Annotated in this window: 22 protein-coding genes and 1 tRNA gene; 8 read left to right on the plus strand and 15 right to left on the minus strand. The window is 42.9% G+C overall.

From position 1 onward, the window contains the following. Window positions 1-70 precede the first annotated feature (70 nt). The 9 genes from B3394_RS10415 to B3394_RS10455 form a co-directional block, all read right to left on the minus strand. The gene (locus B3394_RS10415) at window positions 71-1312 is read right to left on the minus strand and encodes a Na+/H+ antiporter (protein WP_177733408.1); all 1242 of its coding nucleotides are present in this window, start codon (window positions 1310-1312) and stop codon (window positions 71-73) included. 77 nt (window positions 1313-1389) lie between these two features. After that, window positions 1390-1842, minus strand: coding sequence for a hypothetical protein (locus tag B3394_RS10420; protein WP_286920018.1), 453 nt, complete (start codon window positions 1840-1842; stop codon window positions 1390-1392). A 79-nt stretch (window positions 1843-1921) separates the two neighbouring features. Beyond that, window positions 1922-3211, minus strand: a complete 1290-nt coding sequence (locus B3394_RS10425) for a hypothetical protein (RefSeq protein WP_286920019.1) — start codon at window positions 3209-3211, stop codon at window positions 1922-1924. 266 nt (window positions 3212-3477) lie between these two features. Further along, on the minus strand, window positions 3478-4290 hold the full coding sequence (locus B3394_RS10430) for a helix-turn-helix domain-containing protein (RefSeq protein ID WP_286920020.1): 813 nt from the start codon (window positions 4288-4290) through the stop codon (window positions 3478-3480). 218 nt (window positions 4291-4508) lie between these two features. After that, window positions 4509-5528, minus strand: coding sequence for an SDR family NAD(P)-dependent oxidoreductase (locus B3394_RS10435; RefSeq protein ID WP_286920021.1), 1020 nt, complete (start codon window positions 5526-5528; stop codon window positions 4509-4511). Window positions 5529-5670: 142 nt separating this feature from the next. Then, entirely contained in the window at window positions 5671-6438 is a 768-nt protein-coding gene (locus B3394_RS10440) for a methyltransferase domain-containing protein (RefSeq protein ID WP_286920022.1), read from the minus strand. Between the two features lie 316 nt (window positions 6439-6754). Further along, the gene (locus tag B3394_RS10445) at window positions 6755-7540 is read right to left on the minus strand and encodes an alpha/beta hydrolase (RefSeq protein WP_286920023.1); all 786 of its coding nucleotides are present in this window, start codon (window positions 7538-7540) and stop codon (window positions 6755-6757) included. A gap of 73 nt (window positions 7541-7613) precedes the next feature. Then, the gene (locus tag B3394_RS10450; RefSeq protein ID WP_286920024.1) at window positions 7614-8483 is read right to left on the minus strand and encodes a helix-turn-helix domain-containing protein; all 870 of its coding nucleotides are present in this window, start codon (window positions 8481-8483) and stop codon (window positions 7614-7616) included. A gap of 3 nt (window positions 8484-8486) precedes the next feature. After that, the gene (locus B3394_RS10455) at window positions 8487-8864 is read right to left on the minus strand and encodes a winged helix-turn-helix transcriptional regulator (RefSeq protein ID WP_273246169.1); all 378 of its coding nucleotides are present in this window, start codon (window positions 8862-8864) and stop codon (window positions 8487-8489) included. 124 nt (window positions 8865-8988) lie between these two features. Here B3394_RS10455 and B3394_RS10460 point away from each other — a divergent pair, with 124 nt between their 5' ends. The 4 genes from B3394_RS10460 to B3394_RS10475 all read left to right on the plus strand — a co-directional run bounded on the left by B3394_RS10460 (window position 8989) and on the right by B3394_RS10475 (window position 12790). After that, window positions 8989-9783, plus strand: coding sequence for an SDR family oxidoreductase (locus B3394_RS10460; RefSeq protein WP_286920025.1), 795 nt, complete (start codon window positions 8989-8991; stop codon window positions 9781-9783). A 20-nt stretch (window positions 9784-9803) separates the two neighbouring features. Then, entirely contained in the window at window positions 9804-10127 is a 324-nt protein-coding gene (locus B3394_RS10465; protein ID WP_286920026.1) for a nuclear transport factor 2 family protein, read from the plus strand. Between the two features lie 256 nt (window positions 10128-10383). Beyond that, window positions 10384-11169, plus strand: a complete 786-nt coding sequence (locus B3394_RS10470) for a DUF6597 domain-containing transcriptional factor (RefSeq protein WP_218618711.1) — start codon at window positions 10384-10386, stop codon at window positions 11167-11169. A gap of 73 nt (window positions 11170-11242) precedes the next feature. Next, complete coding sequence (locus tag B3394_RS10475) at window positions 11243-12790, plus strand: FAD-dependent monooxygenase (protein WP_286920027.1); 1548 nt, start codon at window positions 11243-11245, stop codon at window positions 12788-12790. An 85-nt stretch (window positions 12791-12875) separates the two neighbouring features. Here B3394_RS10475 and B3394_RS10480 read toward each other — a convergent pair whose 3' ends face one another. Genes B3394_RS10480 through B3394_RS10495 form a run of 4 tightly spaced genes read right to left on the minus strand, consistent with a single transcriptional unit; the run spans window position 12876 to window position 15737 of the window. Next, a complete protein-coding gene (locus B3394_RS10480) occupies window positions 12876-13838 on the minus strand; it encodes a cyclase family protein (RefSeq protein ID WP_286920028.1) in 963 nt (320 codons plus the stop codon). 2 nt (window positions 13839-13840) lie between these two features. After that, window positions 13841-14824 carry an aldo/keto reductase gene (locus tag B3394_RS10485; RefSeq protein ID WP_286920031.1) on the minus strand — a complete coding sequence of 328 codons (984 nt, stop codon included), beginning with the start codon at window positions 14822-14824 and terminating at the stop codon, window positions 13841-13843. 11 nt (window positions 14825-14835) lie between these two features. Further along, a complete protein-coding gene (locus tag B3394_RS10490) occupies window positions 14836-15123 on the minus strand; it encodes a putative quinol monooxygenase (RefSeq protein ID WP_286920035.1) in 288 nt (95 codons plus the stop codon). Continuing rightward, window positions 15120-15737: an NAD(P)H-dependent oxidoreductase gene (locus B3394_RS10495; RefSeq protein ID WP_286920042.1), complete on the minus strand. Its 618-nt coding sequence runs from the start codon at window positions 15735-15737 to the stop codon at window positions 15120-15122. Before B3394_RS10495 ends, B3394_RS10490 begins: the two co-directional genes overlap by 4 nt. Before the next feature lie 100 nt (window positions 15738-15837). Between B3394_RS10495 and B3394_RS10500 the strand changes: the two genes are divergently transcribed. Next, window positions 15838-16734: a LysR family transcriptional regulator gene (locus B3394_RS10500; protein ID WP_177733439.1), complete on the plus strand. Its 897-nt coding sequence runs from the start codon at window positions 15838-15840 to the stop codon at window positions 16732-16734. Between the two features lie 87 nt (window positions 16735-16821). Here B3394_RS10500 and B3394_RS10505 read toward each other — a convergent pair whose 3' ends face one another. Together B3394_RS10505 and B3394_RS10510 are read right to left on the minus strand one after the other, a co-directional pair. Next, window positions 16822-17400 carry a YdeI/OmpD-associated family protein gene (locus B3394_RS10505; protein WP_286921937.1) on the minus strand — a complete coding sequence of 193 codons (579 nt, stop codon included), beginning with the start codon at window positions 17398-17400 and terminating at the stop codon, window positions 16822-16824. Between the two features lie 45 nt (window positions 17401-17445). After that, window positions 17446-18210: a LuxR C-terminal-related transcriptional regulator gene (locus tag B3394_RS10510; protein WP_286920045.1), complete on the minus strand. Its 765-nt coding sequence runs from the start codon at window positions 18208-18210 to the stop codon at window positions 17446-17448. Window positions 18211-18322: 112 nt separating this feature from the next. Here B3394_RS10510 and B3394_RS10515 point away from each other — a divergent pair, with 112 nt between their 5' ends. The 3 genes from B3394_RS10515 to B3394_RS10525 all read left to right on the plus strand — a co-directional run bounded on the left by B3394_RS10515 (window position 18323) and on the right by B3394_RS10525 (window position 21323). Further along, the gene (locus B3394_RS10515; protein WP_286920051.1) at window positions 18323-19042 is read left to right on the plus strand and encodes a DUF3667 domain-containing protein; all 720 of its coding nucleotides are present in this window, start codon (window positions 18323-18325) and stop codon (window positions 19040-19042) included. Window positions 19043-19157: 115 nt separating this feature from the next. Further along, window positions 19158-19242, plus strand: a tRNA-Ser gene (locus tag B3394_RS10520). A gap of 491 nt (window positions 19243-19733) precedes the next feature. Next, entirely contained in the window at window positions 19734-21323 is a 1590-nt protein-coding gene (locus tag B3394_RS10525) for a site-specific integrase (protein WP_286920053.1), read from the plus strand. Window positions 21324-21397 lie beyond the last annotated feature (74 nt).

A 21397-nucleotide genomic window follows, 5' to 3' on the forward strand; every position in this document is an offset into this window, starting at 1 on the left:
TTATTACAAACATAAGATGTTTCGTTTAAAAACTGGCTTTAATTGTGATGCCGATTTTACAAAAGCAAGCTTACTGTTTTAATTTTTTTACAACCCAGGGTAATGTGAGCCCCTGTCCGAGCAGTGTAAAAAGAACCACTACCACAGCAATAAATATAATGTCGTGGCGTAACGGAAAAGGCGTGCCGTCTTTTAGAGTGGCCGGCAAACCTATTGCTATGGCAAGCGATACAATACCCCGCATACCGGACCAGCTGATAATTAAACTGTTTGAAAAGTCCAGTAAAGCATCTTCGGGTATTTTTCGCTTTTTACTTTGAAATGCACGCTGTAGATTTATTTTCTGTAAAAACACTCTTGCCATTCGCAGTCCCAGGGCTACAACCGTAATCAGGAAGGCATAACCAATGTAGGGAAGGATCTGGTGTTCTTCTATGTTTTTCAGGACATACGGAAATTCCAGGCCAATCAGGATAAAGATCAGTCCGTTGAGCAGGAAAACAATAATATCCCAGATGGTCCGGGATTGCTGTTTCAGGTTTTCCGGGAATATTTTCCGGCTGATGCGGGAAATACTCAAACCAATGGTAACTACCGCAATGACACCGGAAACACCAATTTCTTCGGCAACAAGGTAAGTGACAAAAGGCATTAAAATGATAAAGCTGATCGTCACTAAAATATCATGATGCACCAGCCGGAGTATATAGGTGAGGATTTTCCCCAGGACGATACCTACCAGCAAACCGCCGGCCATGAGTACTAAAAATTCCAGGGACGCTTTCCACCAGATAAAGGCCGATCCGGTAACGGCAGCCACGGCAAACCGGTAAGCAACAAGCGCGGAGGCATCGTTTACTAGGCTTTCTCCTTCCAATATGGTAATTGATTTATGGGACAAACCGAGTCCTTTGGTAATGCCAATAGCTGCTACGGCATCTGTAGCAGAAAGTATGGCACCCAATACAAAAGATAACGGCCAGCTCATACCATCTATTAAATAATGTGCAGTGACCGCGATACCGGTAGTGGTCAGGAAAACCAAACCGATAGACAAGGTCCCGATGGTATTGATATGGGTTTTAAAGTCTTTAAAGGAGATATTAAAAGCGGCATCATACAATAAAGGCGGTAAGAAAAGCAGAAATACGACTTTGGGGCTAAGCTCAATATTGGGCATGGAAGGAATAAAGCCAATACCGATTCCGGCTGTTATTAGCAGTATCGGGTAAGGTAGTTTAATTTTATCGGCTATAGCGGTAAGCGCAATCATAATAGCCATTATGAATATAACCACACTGTAGTTTTCCATTAAAGTATTTTTTGACTATAAATAATGTTTCGTTATTTACCCGCAAGGAGCTATGTAAAAATAGAGAATCTGTTTTATCAATAGTATAATTTGTCATAAAAATTACGGCCTCCTAATGAAATATTGAGTCCGATGGTAAATCCTTTTATGCCGCTGTGATTGTCGCCCAGATTCCAGCTATAACCACTGTGCAACGAAATCGCATTGAACATTTGTAGTCCGATATTGGGATTGATGTGTTGGGGAGATACCTGTAGTTTACCGTAGAAAAACATACGTCTGTATGCAAGGCTGCCCTCTGGAATTACATCGGGATAACCGGATCCGTTAAACAGATACCGTATGCCCAAACCTGCTGTTAAACCGGTTGCATTGCGTTCATCCTGGGCAAATATCTTGGTTTCGGTACCCAGACTAAGGCTGTGGCGGCCCAGGTATTGGTAACCGACACTGATGGCTGAATTTTCGATTAATTGTGCCTTTGCTGTCATACATGTGAGGCATACAAAAAGGTATAGTAAGTGTTTCATGGTTGCGAAATTTAAAGTGAACATTGGTTTGATAATTATTGTGCCATGCTATTAATAAAAAACATCATTTTAATACGTATTATAAGCTGCCTGAAAAGCCCGGAAACAGTTTTGGGAAATACACAAGCAGCCGGGCAATTCCCCATATTAAGATTGCCATACCCAGAATGCCCAGTGCTTTTTTGTTTTTCCAGCTCCAGCCAAACAGTACCGGAATTTCCCAGTATTTGATCAGTACATAAAAGAAGATACCGCAAAGTCCGGCCCAAGTGAGTGTGGCAACATGTGATTTTTCGCCTGCAATCACGCAGGCACACAGGTAGACGACGGTGAACAGCTGTATTCCGATATAATTCTTATAACTTTTATCCGAAAAGGATTCGTTTAGGGAGACATATAGTAAAAGCAGGATCAGCAACAGGCTAAGCACCAGCAATGGCGCTACGAACGCTGCCGGTAAAAACAGCAGTACCAGCCATAACGGCATTAGGAGTACAATACAGGAAGCCGGGATTTTTTTTGAATGGGATAAAGTATCCGGAAAAGGGAATAATAACCGCCAGGCTTTAGGCAGCAGCCTGTGTACGGGAGGAAGCAGGTATAAGGTGATTAAGACAGACACGGTTATTTCAAACGGATACCAAGGATCTTTGGTCTGGTAGATTACCCGGATCATCGCCAATATTGTTATCACTGCGGGCAGCGTTATTTGTATCAGTACTTCTTTTGGAGTCAGCTTTTTATAGGTAAAAGAAAAGGAAGTGATTTTATAAAAAGGCTTCCCGGTTGTAAACGAGGTCAGCAGTACCCAGAATACAGCCAGGCCGAGGTGTATTGTGACGGTACGAAGGACAACATCCTTTAGCTCCGGACCGAAATATAGCGCTGCCACAGCCAGCAGCAGCAGTTCAAAACGGAGTATTTTTGGCGAAAAAAGCAAGCGGAAGAACGGGGTTAAATATTGGAGAATCCGTTCATAGATATGATGCCAGAAACGTTTGAGCAGCATCAGCAGGGCAAAGGTTGCTATTAAAGCCGCTGCAGCCGATAAAAGCCGTGCCGCAGTGAACAATCCGGTTAAGGCTTGCAGGCGTGATGTTTTTTTGACAGTATAGGCCAATTGCGCATTCTCTAATAAATCCGAAGCGATCAGGGCGGCCTGCTGTTTGGTTAATGGTGCCAGTCCGGTTTGGTGTGCTATCCAGAAAGCGTCAGCAGTTGCAGTATTACCGTAGGTTTTTAACGTACCATATTGGTAAAGGATGGTTTTCTGGTTGTTGGATAATCCGGACATTATTTCGGCCAACTCATAATCCGTTACCGGTGTGGCCGTCGGAAGCAGGAAAAAGAAAAGCAAGAATTTAAGCATGGAATACATTTAGATTAACACTATTTTTTTGTAACTCCGGGGGCTTTTTATTCGGTAATATTTATTGGCATTACTGCGCATTATAAGGGCAGGCTTATTCTGACCTTTGAACAACATTTTGGGTATAAGCATTCGTTTGCAACATTACATTTCTGTATCGTACCAAACGTCCTTATGCATCAAGGGGAGATGGGAACCATCCGGCAAAACGGTACCGGGTAGCGGAATATAAATTTAGGGCTATTTTTTTAATTTAAAAAATAAAATTACCCTTTTGCCGGCAGCATGGTGGGAGTGTAGCCGAAATGTTTTTTAAACGCATAGGAAAAATGGGAGATATCTTCAAAACCCACTTCCAGGTAAATTTCGGTGGTCTTTTTGTGCTTTTCGGCAAGGTAATAATGTGCCAGTTCCAGCCGCTTTTGTAGCAGCCAGCGTTGCGGAGTGGCGTGAAACAATTTCCGGAAATCCCTGTTGAAGGTTGCCAGGCTTCTTCCGGTGAGGTAGGCAAATTTTTCTAAAGACATGTTGAACATAAAATTACGTTCCATAAACGTCATCAGATCCATTTTTCCGGGTTCTCCGAAATTTGCCAGAACCTGGTCCACATCCGTATCGATTTCCCGCAAAATGCTCAGCGCCTCCGTAATTTTCAGGCTGGCAAGATGTTCGGGAAAAACACCTTCCATGTCAAAATAAGGAATTAAGGAAGCCAGACAGCTTTCCAGTAAAGGATGGTCTTTGAAATGAAAGATCTTTTGGGATGTACTGCTCTGCTGTTTAACGGCAATACCGGAGTAGAATTCTTGCAGCCTTTCTGTAGCCAGGTGCATCACCACTGTTTTATGCGGTAATCCGTGCTTGGGGTAATTGATCACCGTAGCCAGGCAGTTTCGCGGAATCAGGAAAATATCACCGGCCCCGAAACAATAGATCTTGTCGGCCTGTATGATCCTTGTTTCGCCAGAAATAAACCAGACGAGCATGTGGTAATCGAAAAGTAGTTCGGATTTAAAAAGCTTATCCTCATAACAGGAGAGTTTGATGTCCGGAGTGATGTATTTTGCCTGGTATTCCATCGGGTATAGGGTATTGCTGCAGCAAGCTGTTCTATTCCTGTAAAAATAAACAATATCCGTGCTTTTACGCCGGATCAGGTTATTTTTTGATCGTAATTGTACTGGAACGGGAAAGTTTGCTAAAAAAACTGTCTTTGGAAGGTATGCGGATAGCTGCCAAAGACAGTGGGATTAATATTTCGATTATAGCCTTGTTAAAGGAAAAAAAAGACTGCTGATTAATTGGTTTTAAACGATATACCGGTTAGTTTTTCGCTTAATGTCCAAAGCTGTTTTGCATGGTTTTCATCCAGTGAATACAGCTGTACACCGTATATGGTGGACGGCTCATCATAACGGTGTTCGATTTGTCCTGTATCCAGTTCGGCAATATCCGAATCTTCACAGTAAACACCGCCAATATGGTTTAGGGCTGCACTTGTAGCGCACCAAACGGTGGTAGCAGCACCTTGCGGAATGGTTTTTAACCGGGCAGCAACTTCCGGTTTAATGTTGCCTTCAGCATCATGCGTACCCAGTTGCTTGAATAGTTCGATCGGTTCTTCCCTGCCCAGATCGGTACCATACACCGAACCCGGATGCAGTGCATAAGCCCGTATATTAAAGGCTTTACCTCGGTTGTCCAATTCTAAAGCAAACAGGTTACAAGCTGTTTTTGATTGTCCGTAGCCCGATAAGGTCTGGTATTCCCGACGTTCAAAATTAGGGTCTTCAAAGTCAAATGGTGCCATTTGGTGGCCAAAGGACGAAACATTCAGTACTCTTGCGCCGTTGGCTTTTTTTAGCAGCGGCCATAACCTGGCCGTCAGGTGGAACTGACCCAGATAATTCGTAGCCAGCTGGGATTCGATGCCAAGGCTGTTGCGGCGTAAAGGTACCCACATAATACCGGCATTGTTGATCAGTAAATGAATTGGTCTTCCGGTTGCCAGGAATTTTTGGGCAAAAGCTTCAATGGATTCGGGTTCCATCAGGTCGATGGTTTCCAGCTCGATGTTTGTAATGCCCTGAAGGTTCTTTTTAGCCTTTTCCACATCCCTTACCAGCACGATAACCGTAGCACCAGCGGCTACAAGTGTTTTGGTTGTTTCTAATCCGATACCCGTATGGCCGCCGGTAATGATGGCTGTTTTTCCGGTAAGATCGATTCCTTTAATGACATCCTGTGCTGTGGATGCCGCATTAAATCCAGAACCTATAGGTTTCTGTAATGCCCCCTGATAATTGTTTTGTTCCATTTTGTATGATTTGATACTGCAAAATTAGAACGGGATTCTCTTTTGTATTTTGTTGAGCGTATCATTTTACTTTGTTGTAACTATCAAAATGGATTGGTAATGCTTTGAAATAGCCTCTTTTATGGAAGTCCGGTTGCAGGGATTATGTTTTGATGCCATACATCAGGATTCGTTTAAACGCATATATTGCAGGCAGTTTAGGGAAATTCCGGGCTATCCTTTCTTTAAAAGCTTTGATAAAATGTTCCTGCTGTTCCTTGTCCAGACGTTCCATATAAGGAACCAGCGATGTTCCGGAGATAAAGTTGTACAGTGTATCGTGATCAGTAGCAATGATGGGGTATACTTTCTGAAACAGCTGGATGTCTTTCATACCGTTATCAAACAAAAGCTGTGCATAGCTGTCTAAGGACAATACCGGAGAATCTCTTTTATAACCGTTGAGGTAAGTTGCAAAAGGCTGCTCTTCGATGAGTTCAAATAAAATTTTATTCAGCACGTTCTCTTTCTGAACCGGCATCTGCACGGCAAATTGTCCGCCGGGATGTAAGAGGGAAAGCATTTTCGGGAATAAGGTTTCATGATCGGGCGACCATTGCAAAGCGGCATTGCTGAAAATCAGATCCCATTTCTGGCCGGAACCGGTAATGGCTTCGGTTGTTGCCTGTCGGAACTGCAAACGTTCGTTTTCAAAAGCTTTGGATTTGGCTAACATTTCCGGAGAGGCATCCACACCGGTAAAATGGGCTCCGGGAAATTTTTGGGTCAATATGGCTGTCTGCTCTCCTGTACCGCAGCCTAGATCGATTGCCTGAAACGATTCTTCAGGTGTAATCAAGGCGGCTAAATCATAAAAAGGACGGTAACGGACGTCTTTAAACTGGTCGTATAATTCGGGATTCCAGGGCATATCAATAGTGTTTTAAGCGCCTCTTTAGAAACAGAGGACAATTGAACAATCATTTATTAGTAGTTATTGCATACGCAATATAACGAATATGTAAACATAAAACGTTGTTCAGAATGGCAATCCCATAGTATTACTAAAGAATATTACAGGGTTTTAAAATGTTGCTAATTAGTGTGATGAGGTAGCCGCCGCAAAAAAAAGCTATCAGGAACAAAGTACGATCCTGTAAAACAATAGGGATAGTATAAATCAGATTCCGGGTATACAAAAAAAACACTCCGGGATTTGCGGAGTGTTTTTATAATTAGGATAAGACTTATTTTATTTCTTTTGAAGCTTTGATGATCACGTCGGCCACTTCCTGCGGATGTGAGATAAACACAGCGTGACTGCCTTTGATCTCGGTTATTTTAGCTTTTGCTTTTTGATACATTTTACGTTGAATGGAAGGCAGGATTGCTTCGTCCTGAGTAGCCACGATACCATAGGAAGGTTTTGTTTTCCAGGGTGCTCTGGTCACTTTTGCGGCTAATGCAGCGGCGGCAAAACGGCCTTGTGAAGCATACATAAAGTCTGCCAGTTCTTTCGGAACATCGGCACAGAATCCTTCATGGAATTTGGCTTTGTCATAATACAGTATTCCTTTTTCATCGGCTGGTAAAATACCGTTTTTGGAAGAACCGGGTTCCGTTTTGGCCCAATCCAAAGCCGATTCGCCTTTATCTAACTGGAAAGCGGCAAGGTAAACCAAAGCCGCAACTTTAGGATGATCGCCCGCTTCGGTAATTACGCTTCCGCCATAAGAGTGGCCTACTAAAATTGCCGGACCGTCCTGTCTGTCCAAAGCTGCTGTGGTCGCGTCTGCATCGGCTGCCAGGGAACTTAAAGGGTTTTGCACTACAGTAACGTTATAGCCTTTTTTGGTCAGGATATCGTATAAACCTCTGTAGCCGGAACCGTCCACAAATGCCCCGTGTACCAGGACTACATTTTTAATTGTTTTTGATGATTGTGCTAAGGCTGTTGTTACATTTCCGAAAATACCGGATAATACTAACAGGCAGGTCAGGATTTTGATTTTTGACAGGGATGCTACTTTCATATCTTTAATGTTTAGATTATTAACAGGGCAAAGATATTTCGGTTGACAAGCTTAAAAAATGTGTAAAAGTTGATTATAATTGTATATTTTTCCCTAAAAGGTATTTTTTCTTAAAATTGGAAGGCGTGTCACCCGTTTTGTTCAAAAACAGGCGGTTAAAATATGCCGGATCTTCATAACCCAGTTTGTACGCGATTTCCTTTACGCTATATGGAGAATAACACAACAGTCGTTTTGCTTCCAGTATTATCCGGTCCTTAATAATATCATTCGGGGCTGCCAGATCCAGGCGGTTAAAACGGGCAGAGATTGTTTTGGGAGCCAGGCCTAAAAGATCGGCATAATCTGCCACGGTATGTTTGTCTTTAAAATGTATTTCCACCAGGCGGCTAAAGTCCCTGAAAAAATCGATTTCTTTGGCGGGTTCTTCATTTAGTCTGCCAAGCTGCTGTTTTTTCCATATCCTGGTGGCTCTGATGATCAGCTGTTTCAGATAGGTTCTGAGCATTTCTTCCTGCGACGATTCCTTTATGGTAAGCTCGTCTATCAGTTGCGTATAGACATGATCAATCATAGCCGCTTCTCCTTCCGATAAGCGGGTCATTGGCATGTTATAGATGTTATTGAACAGTATTCCGTCGCAGGCCACTTCGGCATCATGGATCTGTATGCAGTAAAAATCACGGTTATAGTAAATAAAGTGTGCTTCCTCGCTGCCGGTTTCCAGTATTTGAATGTATTGGTTGTTGCTCACAAAAAACAAAGTGGACTCTTCCGTGGTATAGTCATTAAAATCGATGGTCAGTTTATAACCTTTAGGAAGATACAATACCTGTATGTACATTTTATACAGACCGGTATTGATATTGTGCAGCACAGCGTCATCTATTCTGACATAGCCGAACATTTTATAATTGGATTCAAAGTAGTTGGAAAGCGCCATTTTTTAGGATTTTAAATTTCGGATGTCTTCAAGTCTTTTCAGGATCACGGTTCTTAAACGCTCCTCATTTTGATCGCCCCATTGCCCTAAAACGGAAATAACAGGGATTAAGGTTTCACCAAATGCGGTTAAGCGGTATTCGACCTTGGGCGGTACAACGGGATAAATTTCCTTGACAATCAATTCGTGTTCTTCCAGTTCCTTAAGCTGCATATTCAAAACCCTTCTGGAAGCATCGGGAATTTTGCGTTGCAGTTCGCTGGGCCGCAGGTATCCTTCATTGATAAACCAGAGCAAACGGATTTTCCACCGGCCGTACAGGACTTCTCCAATCAGGTCCAGGCCGCAGTTCAGGTTCGGAATAATTTTTCTTTCGTACATAATACAAATTTAACCCGATGTTTCAAAATGTACAATAGGGGATCAATTTATCCCTATGGGAATCGTTTTTCCGTACTTGTACAGCTTGATCATACGCCCCAAATTTGCAATAAAAAAGAACACCATGGAACAGGAATTTAATTTTAATAATGAATTGTCGGGCAAGATCGCATTGGTTACCGGCGGAACAAAAGGAGCCGGAAAAGCGATTGCCGACCGATTACTGAAAGCCGGGGCAACCGTTATTATCACGGCGCGTAATGCTCCTGAAAAAGAAGACGGACGGCTGCACTTTATCGCTGCCGACCTGAGCAAGCCCGAAGGAACGCAGGCTGTAGTGACTGGGGTGCTGTCGCAGTTTGGGCGGCTTGATATTCTGATCAACAATCTGGGCGGTTCGGAAACACCCGGAGGCGGTTTTGCCGCACTTACCGATAGTGACTGGGAGGCAACGATCCAGACGAATTTACTGGCACCTGTTCGTTTAGACAGGGGAATATTACCGCAGATGATTGCCAGAGGAAGCGGCGTAATCATTCATATTGCTTCGATACAGGGAAGGCTGCCGTTATTTGATGCTACCTTACCGTATGCCGCAGCTAAAGCCGGACTGATCAATTACAGCAAAAGCCTGTCCAATGAAGTGTCGTCCCAAGGGGTTCGTGTGCTGACCGTTTCTCCGGGCTGGATCATGACCACAGCGGCAACAAGAATGATGGAACGGATAGCCGAAAGTTCGAACAGTACAGTCGGGCAGGCAACGCAAAGCGTTATGGATGCTTTGGGCGGTATCCCGATTGGCAGACCGGCACAACCGGAAGAAATTGCAGAGTTAGTGGGCTTTTTAGTATCGCCGAGAGCACACTATTTAACAGGAACGGAGTATGTGATTGACGGAGGAACGATTCCTACCATTTAATAACCATAAAAGAGAACCGGATGAATTTACCCGATAGTATAGCCGCATTAATAGCAGCTCAGGACAATTATGACACGGCTGCTTATGCCGCCTGTTTTACCGAAACAGCCATAGTTATTGACGAAGGCAATACCTACAATGGGCGAAGTGAAATTGCCCAATGGATTGCGAAAGCAAACGAAGATTATAAAACCGTAATGACACCGCTTAAATATACCGAAAGCGGTACTTTTGGTGTGCTGACAGCCGAAATTTCAGGCACATTTGCCGGCAGCCCGATAATTTTAAAGTATTATTTTGAACAAGCTGCCGGGCTTATTCAGTCGTTGAAAATAACTGGATAACCAAAGCCGGGTTATTGCCCATAAAAAGGACTGGCGGGAACAATTCCCGTTAGTCCTTTTGTTCATTCTTTAAAATAATTGCTTAGTTTTGAATAGGATTGTTTCCTTGTTTAATCAGTTGGTATAAGGCTTTTTAGACGATAAGGCAATTTTTTAATGAATCTGTAAACGTATTCCGGTCTGTTCCGGAAGACACGCTGAAATATGGTAGTTTTTCGTTTATATATTCCATAACCCAAACAGGCTATCTTTCAACATGCTGCACCAGGAATTTGAACCACCGGAGGAACTGCGGGATATCATAAAATGTTTTTGGTATACCCAAATAGACTTTGGCGGACTGCAATCAGATTTTGAGGTAATGCCCGATGGCTATGCCGAAATAATTTTTCATTTCGGAAGTCCCTGCAGCATTTCTTCTGAAGGAAACCTGCAGCCGTTACCATCACCGTTTATTATGGGGCTGCTCAATCAGCCGGTTATTCTAAACACAAAAGACCGCCTGGAAATCATCGGTATCCGTTGTTTTCCCTGGACAGTGTTTGACTTACTCGGACTGCCGTCCGGTAACACAGCAGTGTACCTGTTTGAACATCCTGTTGCCCGGCTTCAGTCGGAATTACATCCGTTTATCGATGCCGGCAGGATTGATGAAGCGGTGACCCGGGTAAAACAGTATTTTTTGGAGGCACGGCCGCAGGTTACTGCCAACAATCTACTATCCAAAGCAGGAGTGGCGATGAGAAGCGCCAACGGGATGCTGCCGGTTAGCGAGGTAGCGGCAGCGGCTCATGCAACGGTTCGTACGCTGGAAAGGAAATTCAAACAATCGTCCGGTTATACGGTTAAAGACGTGTCCGGTTTGATGCGTTTTGAACAGGTGCGAAACCACTTATGGCTTTATCCGGATTCGAATCTTGCCGGTTTGGCACACGAGTTCGGTTATACGGATCAATCCCATCTCAGCCGGGAATTCAAGCGCTACAGCGGTACGACGCCGGCGGCATTTGCCCGCAAAGCAAAAAAGGGAAACCGCCTGTAAGCCGTAATTTTGTCGTGTTTGTACAAGCCAGACACAGCAGCATTCCGGAATTTTGTGCTTCAATCATATCATTATGAAAGCAACAATTGAAAGCAACAATTTCGCACAGCAGCCTACGGTTTATGATGTTATCATTTCCGGTGCCGGACCGGTAGGCTTATTCCTTGCCTGTGAACTGGCTCTGGCAAAATGTTCGGTGCTGGTACTGGAAAAGGCAGCGCAGCCGCATTCGCCTTTAAAGCAGCTTCCTTTCGGGATACGCGGACTTTCGGCACCTACTATCGAAGCACTTTACCGCCGCGGACTGCTCCATGAACTGGAAATACACAAACGCGTTAAAAATCCGCATTCCCATGCCGTAGCAGGACCGCGCCGCCAGGTAGGACACTTTGCCGGTATTCCATTCCATCAAGGCAATATTGACAGCACGCAGTGGCCGTACCGGCTGTCCGGTGCAACGGAAACGAATTTGTTATCTGAAATGGAGGAGCTTGAAACGGTGTTTACCCGCCGGGCAGTAACTTTGGGAGTAACCATCAAACGCGGTTTTGCCGTAACGGATTTTTGTCAAACGGAAGCTGGCGTGACAGTCCGGTCCGGAGAACAGTCTTTTACCGGCAAATGGCTTGTGGGTTGTGATGGCAGCCGTAGTGTTGTCCGCAAGGCGGGCGGTTTTGAGTTTGCCGGTACGGAACCGGAGTTTACCGGCTATTCTGCTAAAGTTGACCTGGCCAATCCGGAAAAACTTCTTCCGGGCCGAAACGTGACCGCAACCGGGATGTACCTGCAATCGCAGCCGGGTTTTCTGGTTATACAGGATTTTGATGGCGGGGCATTTCATAATTCGGGAGAGCCGGTCACGGCCGAACATGTTCAGGAGGTATTGCGCCGTATTTCGGACACTGATGTTACGATCACTGCCCTGTATATCGCCACTACCTGGACCGACAGGGCACGGCAGGCGACAGCTTATCGCAACAGACGGATATTTTTAGCCGGTGATGCGGGGCATATTCACGCACCGTTGGGCGGTCAGGGACTTAACCTCGGACTGGGCGACGCGATGAACCTGGGCTGGAAGCTTGCTGCGGTTATCAAAACGGCTGCACCGGAAAGTTTACTGGACAGTTATTTTACCGAAAGGCACCCGATTGGTGCGCGTGTTTTGGATTGGTCGCGTGCGCAGGCAGCGATCATGAAACCGGATCCGGATGCCCGGGCGCTGTATGCAATTGTCCGTGATCTTATCGACACCCGCGATGGAGCTACCTATATTGCAGGACGGGTATGGGGTGTACATACGCATTACCATCTCGGTGGCAATCATCCTTTAACCGGTTACAGTGTTCCCAATTTTGAGTTGGAAGACGGTACAACAATTGGCGATTTGATGCATGACGGGAAAGGAATACTGCTTGATTTTAATAATAATGATTCCCTAAAGAGTTTAGCAAATGAATATAGCCGGGAAATCCGGTATGTTTCGGGCAGTGCAAAGGAGCAATTGGGATTGAGTGCCATACTGGTACGTCCTGACGGGATTGTTGCCTGGGCTTGTGATGCGGCACCGGATTACGGCGAACTCCAAATGGTTGCTGCCTGTTGGTTTGTCCGTAATTAAGAGATTAAAAAAGAAAGAGGCTGGTGTAGCACTGCTAAAACAGGACTACACCAGCCTTTTGTATTGTAACGTTAACCGGTGGAAATTAATGTATCGCAACGGGGTTTATGTTAACCTGGGTGGAGCCTACATATAACGGCTGCCCCAAAACAAACAGGAATTCCCAGACTTTATCTTTCACTAATGCCCGGCTGTCTATTAATTCCAGATTGTAGATGCCGCGTTTTGCCAGCATAAACTGATTAACGGGAAATTCGTCATTACTTTTCGGATTGGGATATACTTCCGAAGCCCAGGTGTCGCCGCCAAAAGCAACGATGCCCTGATCGGCCAGCCATTTTGCGGCTTCCATACCGATACCCGGTTCTACTTCCAGGAATTGTTTGTTATCTTTTCCGATCAGTTCCAGCCATCCGGTGTTGAACAGCACCACATCGCCTTTACGGATCGTTAATCCCTGCTTTTTAAGTACGGCCTGAATATCGGCTACGCTAAACTCGGTACCGCCGGGTACAATGGCTTTTCCGTAATGAGCTGTCATGTCCAGAACCACCCCGCGGGTTACGATTGGCGGTACTTTTTCGATACCCAGTTTTTTGACTCCTTCAACGGTAACGAAATCGGCAGCCTTATTGCCGTTGTAATATATGTTGTCTATCCCGATATGACCGATACCGTTAAGCTGGGTTCCTACGCCGGTCCAGGCATTTACCAGTTCGTCGTTAAAACTGAATTTATTCGGGCCTAATGTCTGTCCGCCCTGTTCTCCGGGCTGGATGTTATACAGGTGAAAGCTTCGGTGCCGGAAGGCGGGTAAGTTTTTGTCTACCGGAACAGCCAAAGGGTATGTTTTACCTGTTTTTACCAGTTTAACAGCCTGCATGACTACTTCGGGAGTGATCAGATTGGCGGCGCCGATTTCATCGGCTGCGCCATATCCCGACGGATACCAGCTGTTGTTTGCCTGGTTCTGGGCTTGCAGCGAAAATCCGCCGGATAATGCTATCGCTGCCAGGCTTATGATTGATAAAAGATTTTTAGCTTTCATGATTACAGTTTTGAAAGTTCATCGTTAATCAGCTGCAGCTCACCGGGCGTGATGGTAATGTTCATCGCCTGTGCGTTGGCAATTGCCTGTGCAGCGTTTCGGGCACCGGCCAATACTACGCTGATAGCCGGCTGAAGGGTTGTCCAGCGTAACACCAACTGGGAAAGCGTGGCGCCTTTGCTTTGCGCAATCGGTTCAATGGCTTCCAAAAAGGTTTTTACTTTATCCAGATCAAACTGGGAGAAGTATCCGTTGCGGTGGTCATTGTCTTTCAGTTTACTTTCTTTAAAGTATTTACCGGTTAACAGGCCTCTTTCCATCGGGCTGTATACGATAATCCCGGTCTGGGTTTCTAAAGAGTAGGGTACTAAATCGTTTTCGATAGCACGGTTGAGCATGCTGTAGGAAACCTGGTTGCTGGCTAATTTCAGGGTGCCGGAAGCTTCTTTTAACTGGTCTACACTATAATTGCTCACACCGGCTGTGCGGATTTTTCCCTGTTGGATCAGTAAATCCAACGCTTCCATCGTTTCGCTGATGGGGGTTGTGCTGTCCGGCCAGTGCAATTGTAACAGGTCGATATAGTCTGTTCCTAAACGTTTCAGGCTTTCTTCTACTTCTTTAATAATGTTGGCTTTTGAAGCAAATTTGTATACCGGGATTTTGGTTCCGTTTTCTTCGGCGTCAAAGAAAAATTCACCTTTTCCCTGGTTGCTGCCGTCCCAGACCAATCCGAATTTGGTTAAAAGCTGTATTTTGGAGCGGTCTTTTCCTTTAATGGCTTCGCCTATCATTTGCTCGCTTAAACCGAATCCGTAAAATGGAGCGGTATCAATGGAGGTTACTCCGTGATCTAAGGAGGCGTGAATGGAGTTGATGGAATCTTTTTTCTCGTTGCCGCCCCACATATTACCGCCAATGGCAAAAGCGCCATGAGTAATTGCCGATAATTCCAATGCTGTATTTCCTAATTTTCTGTATTCCATGTTGTGGTGTATTATAGTAATGTTGTGCGTAAAATGGTTGGCTGTTCCTGTAGCTTTTCGGCTATAAGTTCGCCAAATGCCTGAATGTAAGGCTGCTGGTTATGAGCTTCCAGTCCTTCTTTATTTTTCCATATTTCGTAAAAGGAAAAAATGTTTTTGTCTTCCAGTCCCTGATGCAGGCTGTACAATTCGCAGGCTTCTTCCTTGCGGGTTTGGGTGACCATGTGCTGTAATACGGCCAGCACGTCGTCCCGGTATTCGGCTTTTGCTTTAATGATGGCTGTTAAATGTATTTTCATAGTACGGCTTTTTCGTGTAATTGGGTGTTGAATACGGTTGCGAGATGTTCCCGGTAAATAGCCATGTCACGGTCTATGTCGGCATTTTTTTCCACATCATGGAAATGGAAGCTTTTTAGCGGTTGCAGACCGATAAAGGCATTCATTCTGTGAAAACCGAATAGAGGACCTTCATCGACACTATGTTCGTTAAAGAATTCTCCGGGCAGGGTAAATGCGGTTTCCGGAGCATTCCAGCTTGTGGTAAGCATATAGGATCTGCCGTGAAGCATACCGCCGGTTCCGTAATTGATTTTCGGGTTTGCTGCCGAACGGCCGTCGCTGTGGTAAATGCCTTTCTGATGTCCGGCAGTGAATACCTCATCAATGTATTTTTTAAAGCCGTTCGGTACCTGGAACCACCATATCGGGGTGTGGTAGATGATGGTGTCGGCCCATACAAATTTGGCTACTTCCTCGTCCGGGTTATACCCGTTTGCGATAGTGGTCTGTTGTAGCGCTACGTTTTGCTGACCGCCGAAAAAAGTAAGTGTTTCTTCTGCTATAGTATTGTTGAACCTTCCGCCGGAATGACCGAAGTTTTGTCCTGCATTTATGATCAATATTTTTTTCATTGTATTTTGTTATTAAATGACAGGACAAAATTAAAGGGTAAATTAGTATCATAAAAATAATATGATTTATACCTTTGTATTATAATAATTATAGTTAGCTATGGTAAATCTGGAATGGTATCGTACGTTTAAAGCAATCTATCAAAGCGGAACGCTCACTGGTGCTGCGGAATCTTTGTTTATTTCCCAGCCGGGTGTCAGTCTGCATTTGAGTTCCCTGGAAAGTTATGTGGGCTATAAGCTTTTTGAACGTTCCGGCAGGAAAATGGTTCCTACCGAAAGGGGAAAGATTTTGTATAACGCTGTTGCGGAAAGTCTTGCTTCATTGGAAGAAGCGGAGAAGAATTTCCAGCGTAGCACGGAAAAACATACGCCCACCATTAGTATCGGAATGTGTTTTGAAACGTTCCAGATCACACTGGAGCAGTATATTTCTACGCTTCCGTTTAATGTAATTATCCGTTTTGGCGATTATCACGAAATGCTCGACAATCTGGATAAGGGTATTCTGGATTTAATTATCACGCCGCAAAAAGGGACTTCCGGTAATATTGAACATCAGGCATTTTCATCGGAGACCATTGTACTGGTAGCGGGGAAAGATATCGATGCTGTTCCTTTTCAGCAATTGACCAAACAGAAAAAATATGCCGAAGCGGAGCAATGGCTGAAAGCACAGAAATGGTACGGTACAACAGGGGATATGGAGCATCTTTTTCGTTTCTGGCAGCTTAATTTTGGCAGTAATCCCGATTTCAGACCTAATTATATAGTGCCGAATCTTAATTCGATCGTCAGATGCCTGAGCAGCGGGAAAGGACTGGCGGTTATACCGGATTTCCTGTGCAGTAAAGAAATTGAAAACGGACTGGTAAAGCTGGTCTGGAAAGGGCATAAGCAGCTGAAAAATACGCTTTATTTTGCCAACCGGAAGAATACGACCTATGCGAAGGAGATTGAGTTGATTAAGAGTCTGTTCCGGGAGGTGATGGTTTAGGTTTGAGGTATGAGGTTAGAAGTATGAGGTTAGAAGTATGAGGTTAGAAGTGTGAAGTATGAGGTATGTGTTGGTTTTTGGATGTGACTAATCTTTTAATCCTTTGCCTTCGAGAATTTGTGAGGTGTATTTCTCAATTCTTGATTCCCGGGTTTTGGATTGTTTGGGTGCGGCAAAATAAAGGAGATAGGCTCTTTGGCGTCCGGGTGTTAAGGCTTCAAATGCCATTTTCAGAGCCGGTATTTCGTTTAGTTTCTGCTGAAATTCGTCCGGAACGGTGAATTCATCCGTTTTTTTAAAGCGGACTTCCAATCCGGCGTTTTCCACTTCTATGGCTTCATAGATATAGGCTTTCAGGATGGTTTTCTGCTCCGTTATTTGCTGTACATTGGTAAACCGGATCTGGCGGGCAGCCTGTGTGTTTTTTGTTTGCTGTATCAGGATGCCATCGGTATTGTGCAGCAGCGCACCCTTGAAAAACAAAACGGCACAGTATTCTTTAAATACATGTAGTAAAACGATGTTGTTTTTCTGAAAGGTATAGCAGGGAGTACCCCATTTTAATTCTTCGGTAAGTCCGCATTCCAGTACAATCGTTCTCAATTGTTTCAGTTCTTTCTGCCATGTGTCGGCTTTATCAAAATAAAAATCAACTTTAGGGTCCATAGCGGTTACATAACGGGGTGCTGACCAAAGATACAAAAAACACTTTTAAATGAGTTTGTTGTTGATGGCATAGAATAAGGCTTCGGTAATGTTGCTGACCCCAAAGTTCTCAAAGATTTTACGCCTGTGGTATTTAACGGTATCGGAGGTTACAAAAGTCATTTCGGCAATCTGGTTGATGCTGTATCCCTGGGTGTATAGTCTCAGGATCTCGATTTCCTTTGGCGATAGTTTTTGTTTTTGTTCCACCAGCCATTCGCGGCTGCCGGTGTCCAGTTTCCAGATACTGCCGGAGCCTTGTTTGGAGATGATGATGTTTCCGGATTTCTGATTGTTTGAAAGGGAAACCACACAGATCGCTTTCCAAATTTTTCCTTCATTCGTCAGAAAGACCGGGGTGAGCTTATGGCTGATGAGCATCGGTTTTCCTTTTTCATTGATCAGGCGGAAGTTGTAGGTGATGGTATAGCTTTTCCGGTCTTCATTATTGGGTAATTTATCAAAAAAGTTAAATCCTTCCGTGTTGATCACTGTGAGTAATTCAAGATCGTCCGGGTGAACATTTTTCAGGTAAAAATCATAACCGGATTCCTGAACTTCGGCCGGAGTATGGCCGCATAAAAACAGGGGATTGTCCGAAACGAATTCAAATACCATGTCTTTATAGTCGATCACGTAGATACTTTCATACGTTAAACGGGAAAAGGATCTGACAACTTCAAGGTAATTCTCAAGTTGAAACGATTCTTCTTTCGCAATACTTGAGATGTGATTTTTATCGGAAAACAGTATTTTTTTATTTCTTTCCATGGATGTTAAAACTACACTGAGGTGTAAGGTACAAATTAAATATCTTTCTGTACTTTGTACAAGATTATTAATGGATAATTATAGGTTTCAGGTAAGATATAAGAAGTAAGAAATGAGTAATTGTAAAAATTGTAAAAGTGAGCTGACCGGGAATTTTTGTTCCGATTGCGGACAGCCGGTAAATCTCAAACGAATAGATGCTCATTATATCCTGCATGAGATCGAACACGTACTGCATTTTGAAAAGGGGATATTGTTTACGATAAAGGAGCTGATAATCAGACCCGGGCAAAACATCCGGGAGTTTATCACGGATAACAGAAGCCGGCTTGTTAAGCCGATACTTTTTGTTATTGTCAGTTCGCTGATTTATTCGATCATCAGTCATTTTTTCCATATCGAAGGTGGGTATGTGCAGCTGAAGGAGGTAAAGAATTCGGCATTGGTTGCTATTTTTGACTGGATTCAGAATCATTACGGGTATTCCAATATTATCATGGGCGTGTTTATTGCAGCCTGGGTAAAGCTGTTCTTCCGCAAATACCGCTATAATTTTTTTGAGATATTAATCCTGTTATGCTTTGTGATGGGTATGGGGATGTTGTTGTTTGCTGTTTTCGCCATTGCCGAAGGTGTAACGAATATCAGTTTAATGCAGATTTCAGGAATGTTGTTTTTAGTTTACTGTTCCTGGGCAATCGGGCAGTTTTTTGATCCGGTCAGACCGGTAAATTATTTTAAAGCGGCGGCTTCTTACATCTTAGGGATGCTCTGTTTTACGATTACTGTAACGTTTTTAGCTGTTTTTATAGACCTGATTATAAAACGGTAAAAGGAGGTAAGTTTTATAAGGGAGTAATTGGCTTATTTTTTTGCCATAAAAATTTGCAGAAATAAAAAAGCTTTCTATATTTGCAACCGCAATCAGCAAATGGTTGCGACATATTGGAGAAATGGCAGAGTGGTCGATTGCGGCAGTCTTGAAAACTGTTGACTGTAACAGGTCCGGGGGTTCGAATCCCTCTTTCTCCGCGACTATCTTCTAAAGAATGAAGAAAACGCATATTTAGCCCTAAGATTTTTAATCTCAGGGCTTTTTTTTTGTAAACGTGGTAATGACAAATGGTGACAATTTAATGAAAAATTGTTCTTTTAAATCGTTACAAAATAGTTACCGATGATTTGAAAAGGTATTGTAACTAGCACATTTGCAAAGTATTATAAAATAAGGTTTGGGAGTCTCACTCTCCGCTAAATAGTCAGACACTTGTCTGCCAAATCAAGAAAGCGCCTTAATGCAGTAATGTGTTAAGGCGCTTTTTCATTCCTTTGAGTCTATTCCATGTCACGACAACTAAAAGCCAATTTTTACATAGAAAACGTTACCAATTCGTTACCATTGAAATCTCTTAAAAAAATGGTAACGATTTACTCATTAGTCGGTCATTAGTCAATATTAGGCAGGCTTAAACAGCTCATTATTAACAAATAATAAATTATGTTTAACTCTAATGATGAGTGTTATGATGAAGAAAGGATTAAGTATCTTGTTCTATTTGAGAAAGAATAGACCAAACAAAAATGGAACAGTATCGATTATGATACGTTTAACAATTAATTCTAAGCAATGCCCGTTTGCTTCTGACTTGGAAATTTTTGTTGATGACTGGGACGACAAAGAAAAACGGATGATTGGGAAGTCTCCTGAAGCTAAAGTTCTCAATGATACCTTAGATGAGATAAAGGTTAGTTTAAAGAAGATTCATAAGGAGCTTAGTGATTTAGGATCGGTTACACCTGAGAAAATTCGTAACAGATTTAAAAATAAGGATGTCCTCAGTAATAATCTGATCGAATATTATAAACAAAAAAATAAGAGCCTTGAAGAACTTGTGAAAAGCAAGATTAAATCCCAAGTACTGTTGGATAAGCATGAGGTAAATTGTGTGCGGTTAGAAAGTTTATTGAAGACCAAATACAAATTATCGGACATAGACCTTAATGATCTGACGCACGATTTTATTGTAGATTATCAAGACTATCTTGCGACTAAGTATAAGTGTGCTCCAAATACAATAGCTAAGTATATTCAGTTTTTTAAAGGGATTATCTTGGCAGCTATAAAATCTAAACTGATTAAGGAAGATCCTTTTGCGGAATATAAAATTAAGCTTAATAAAGTTGATAGAGGTTATCTTACCGAAGAGGAACTTTTGCTTATTACTGACAAGAAATTCGAATCAGAAAGATTGGATAGGGTAAGGGATGTTTTTCTTTTTTCCTGTTTTACTGGGCTAGCGTATATTGATGTTAGGAATCTTAAAACTACCGATATTACAAATTCGTTTGATGGAAATCTTTGGATTTTTAAGAATAGACAGAAATCTAATATACAGTCTCGGATTCCCCTTTTGGAAATACCTAAAGCAATAATTCGTAAATATGCAGATTGCGAGGACAAAAAGCAGAATTTATTACCCGTTCCTAGTAATCAGAAAGTGAATGAGTACTTAAAAGAAATCGCAACGGTTTGTGGAATCGCTAAAAAGTTGACTTTTCACATTGCCAGACATACTTTTGCTACGACTGTTACATTGGCGAAAGGGGTGTCTATAGAAACGGTGTCGAAGATGTTGGGACATACTAATATAACTACTACGCAGCTTTACGCACGTATTACTGATTCCAAAATATCCAATGATATGAAAAGTTTGCATGATGAGTTTTCATCGATTAAAAGGAACTATAATGGCGAATTGGAGAAAGCTCCGGTAGTTGTTCCTAAAACTACGGATAAGACAATTGATCCTGGTTTTGGAATTGCTCAGCGTTTCTTGGTAAATCAAAGTGGAGAACTTGATGAAATCCCTTACTCTCATTATTTGAAATCGATTGAAGCAAAGGAATTGATGGTTTTGTACCAAACCGATCATCTTGTTGTTGCAATGGGTAAAGATGAAGTAGTTATTGGTTCAGTTTTTTTTGGAGAAATAATGGAAGGGTATTTTACGCTTATGAGTTATCCAACCGGATTTCTGGGACAAATGCATTATGGTAAAATTGCTATTAATGAGTTAAAGCCTTTAAATGTTTTAAATAGCATGGTATCTTGATTCAGAAAACTTTCTAAAATTTTAGGACTATAAAAGGGTTACAAGATTTGTAATCCTTTTGTTTTTTAAAGTAA

It is taken from the genome of Flavobacterium sp. UBA4197 (assembly GCF_002379575.1).
Taxonomy (GTDB): Bacteria; Bacteroidota; Bacteroidia; order Flavobacteriales; family Flavobacteriaceae; genus Flavobacterium; species Flavobacterium inviolabile.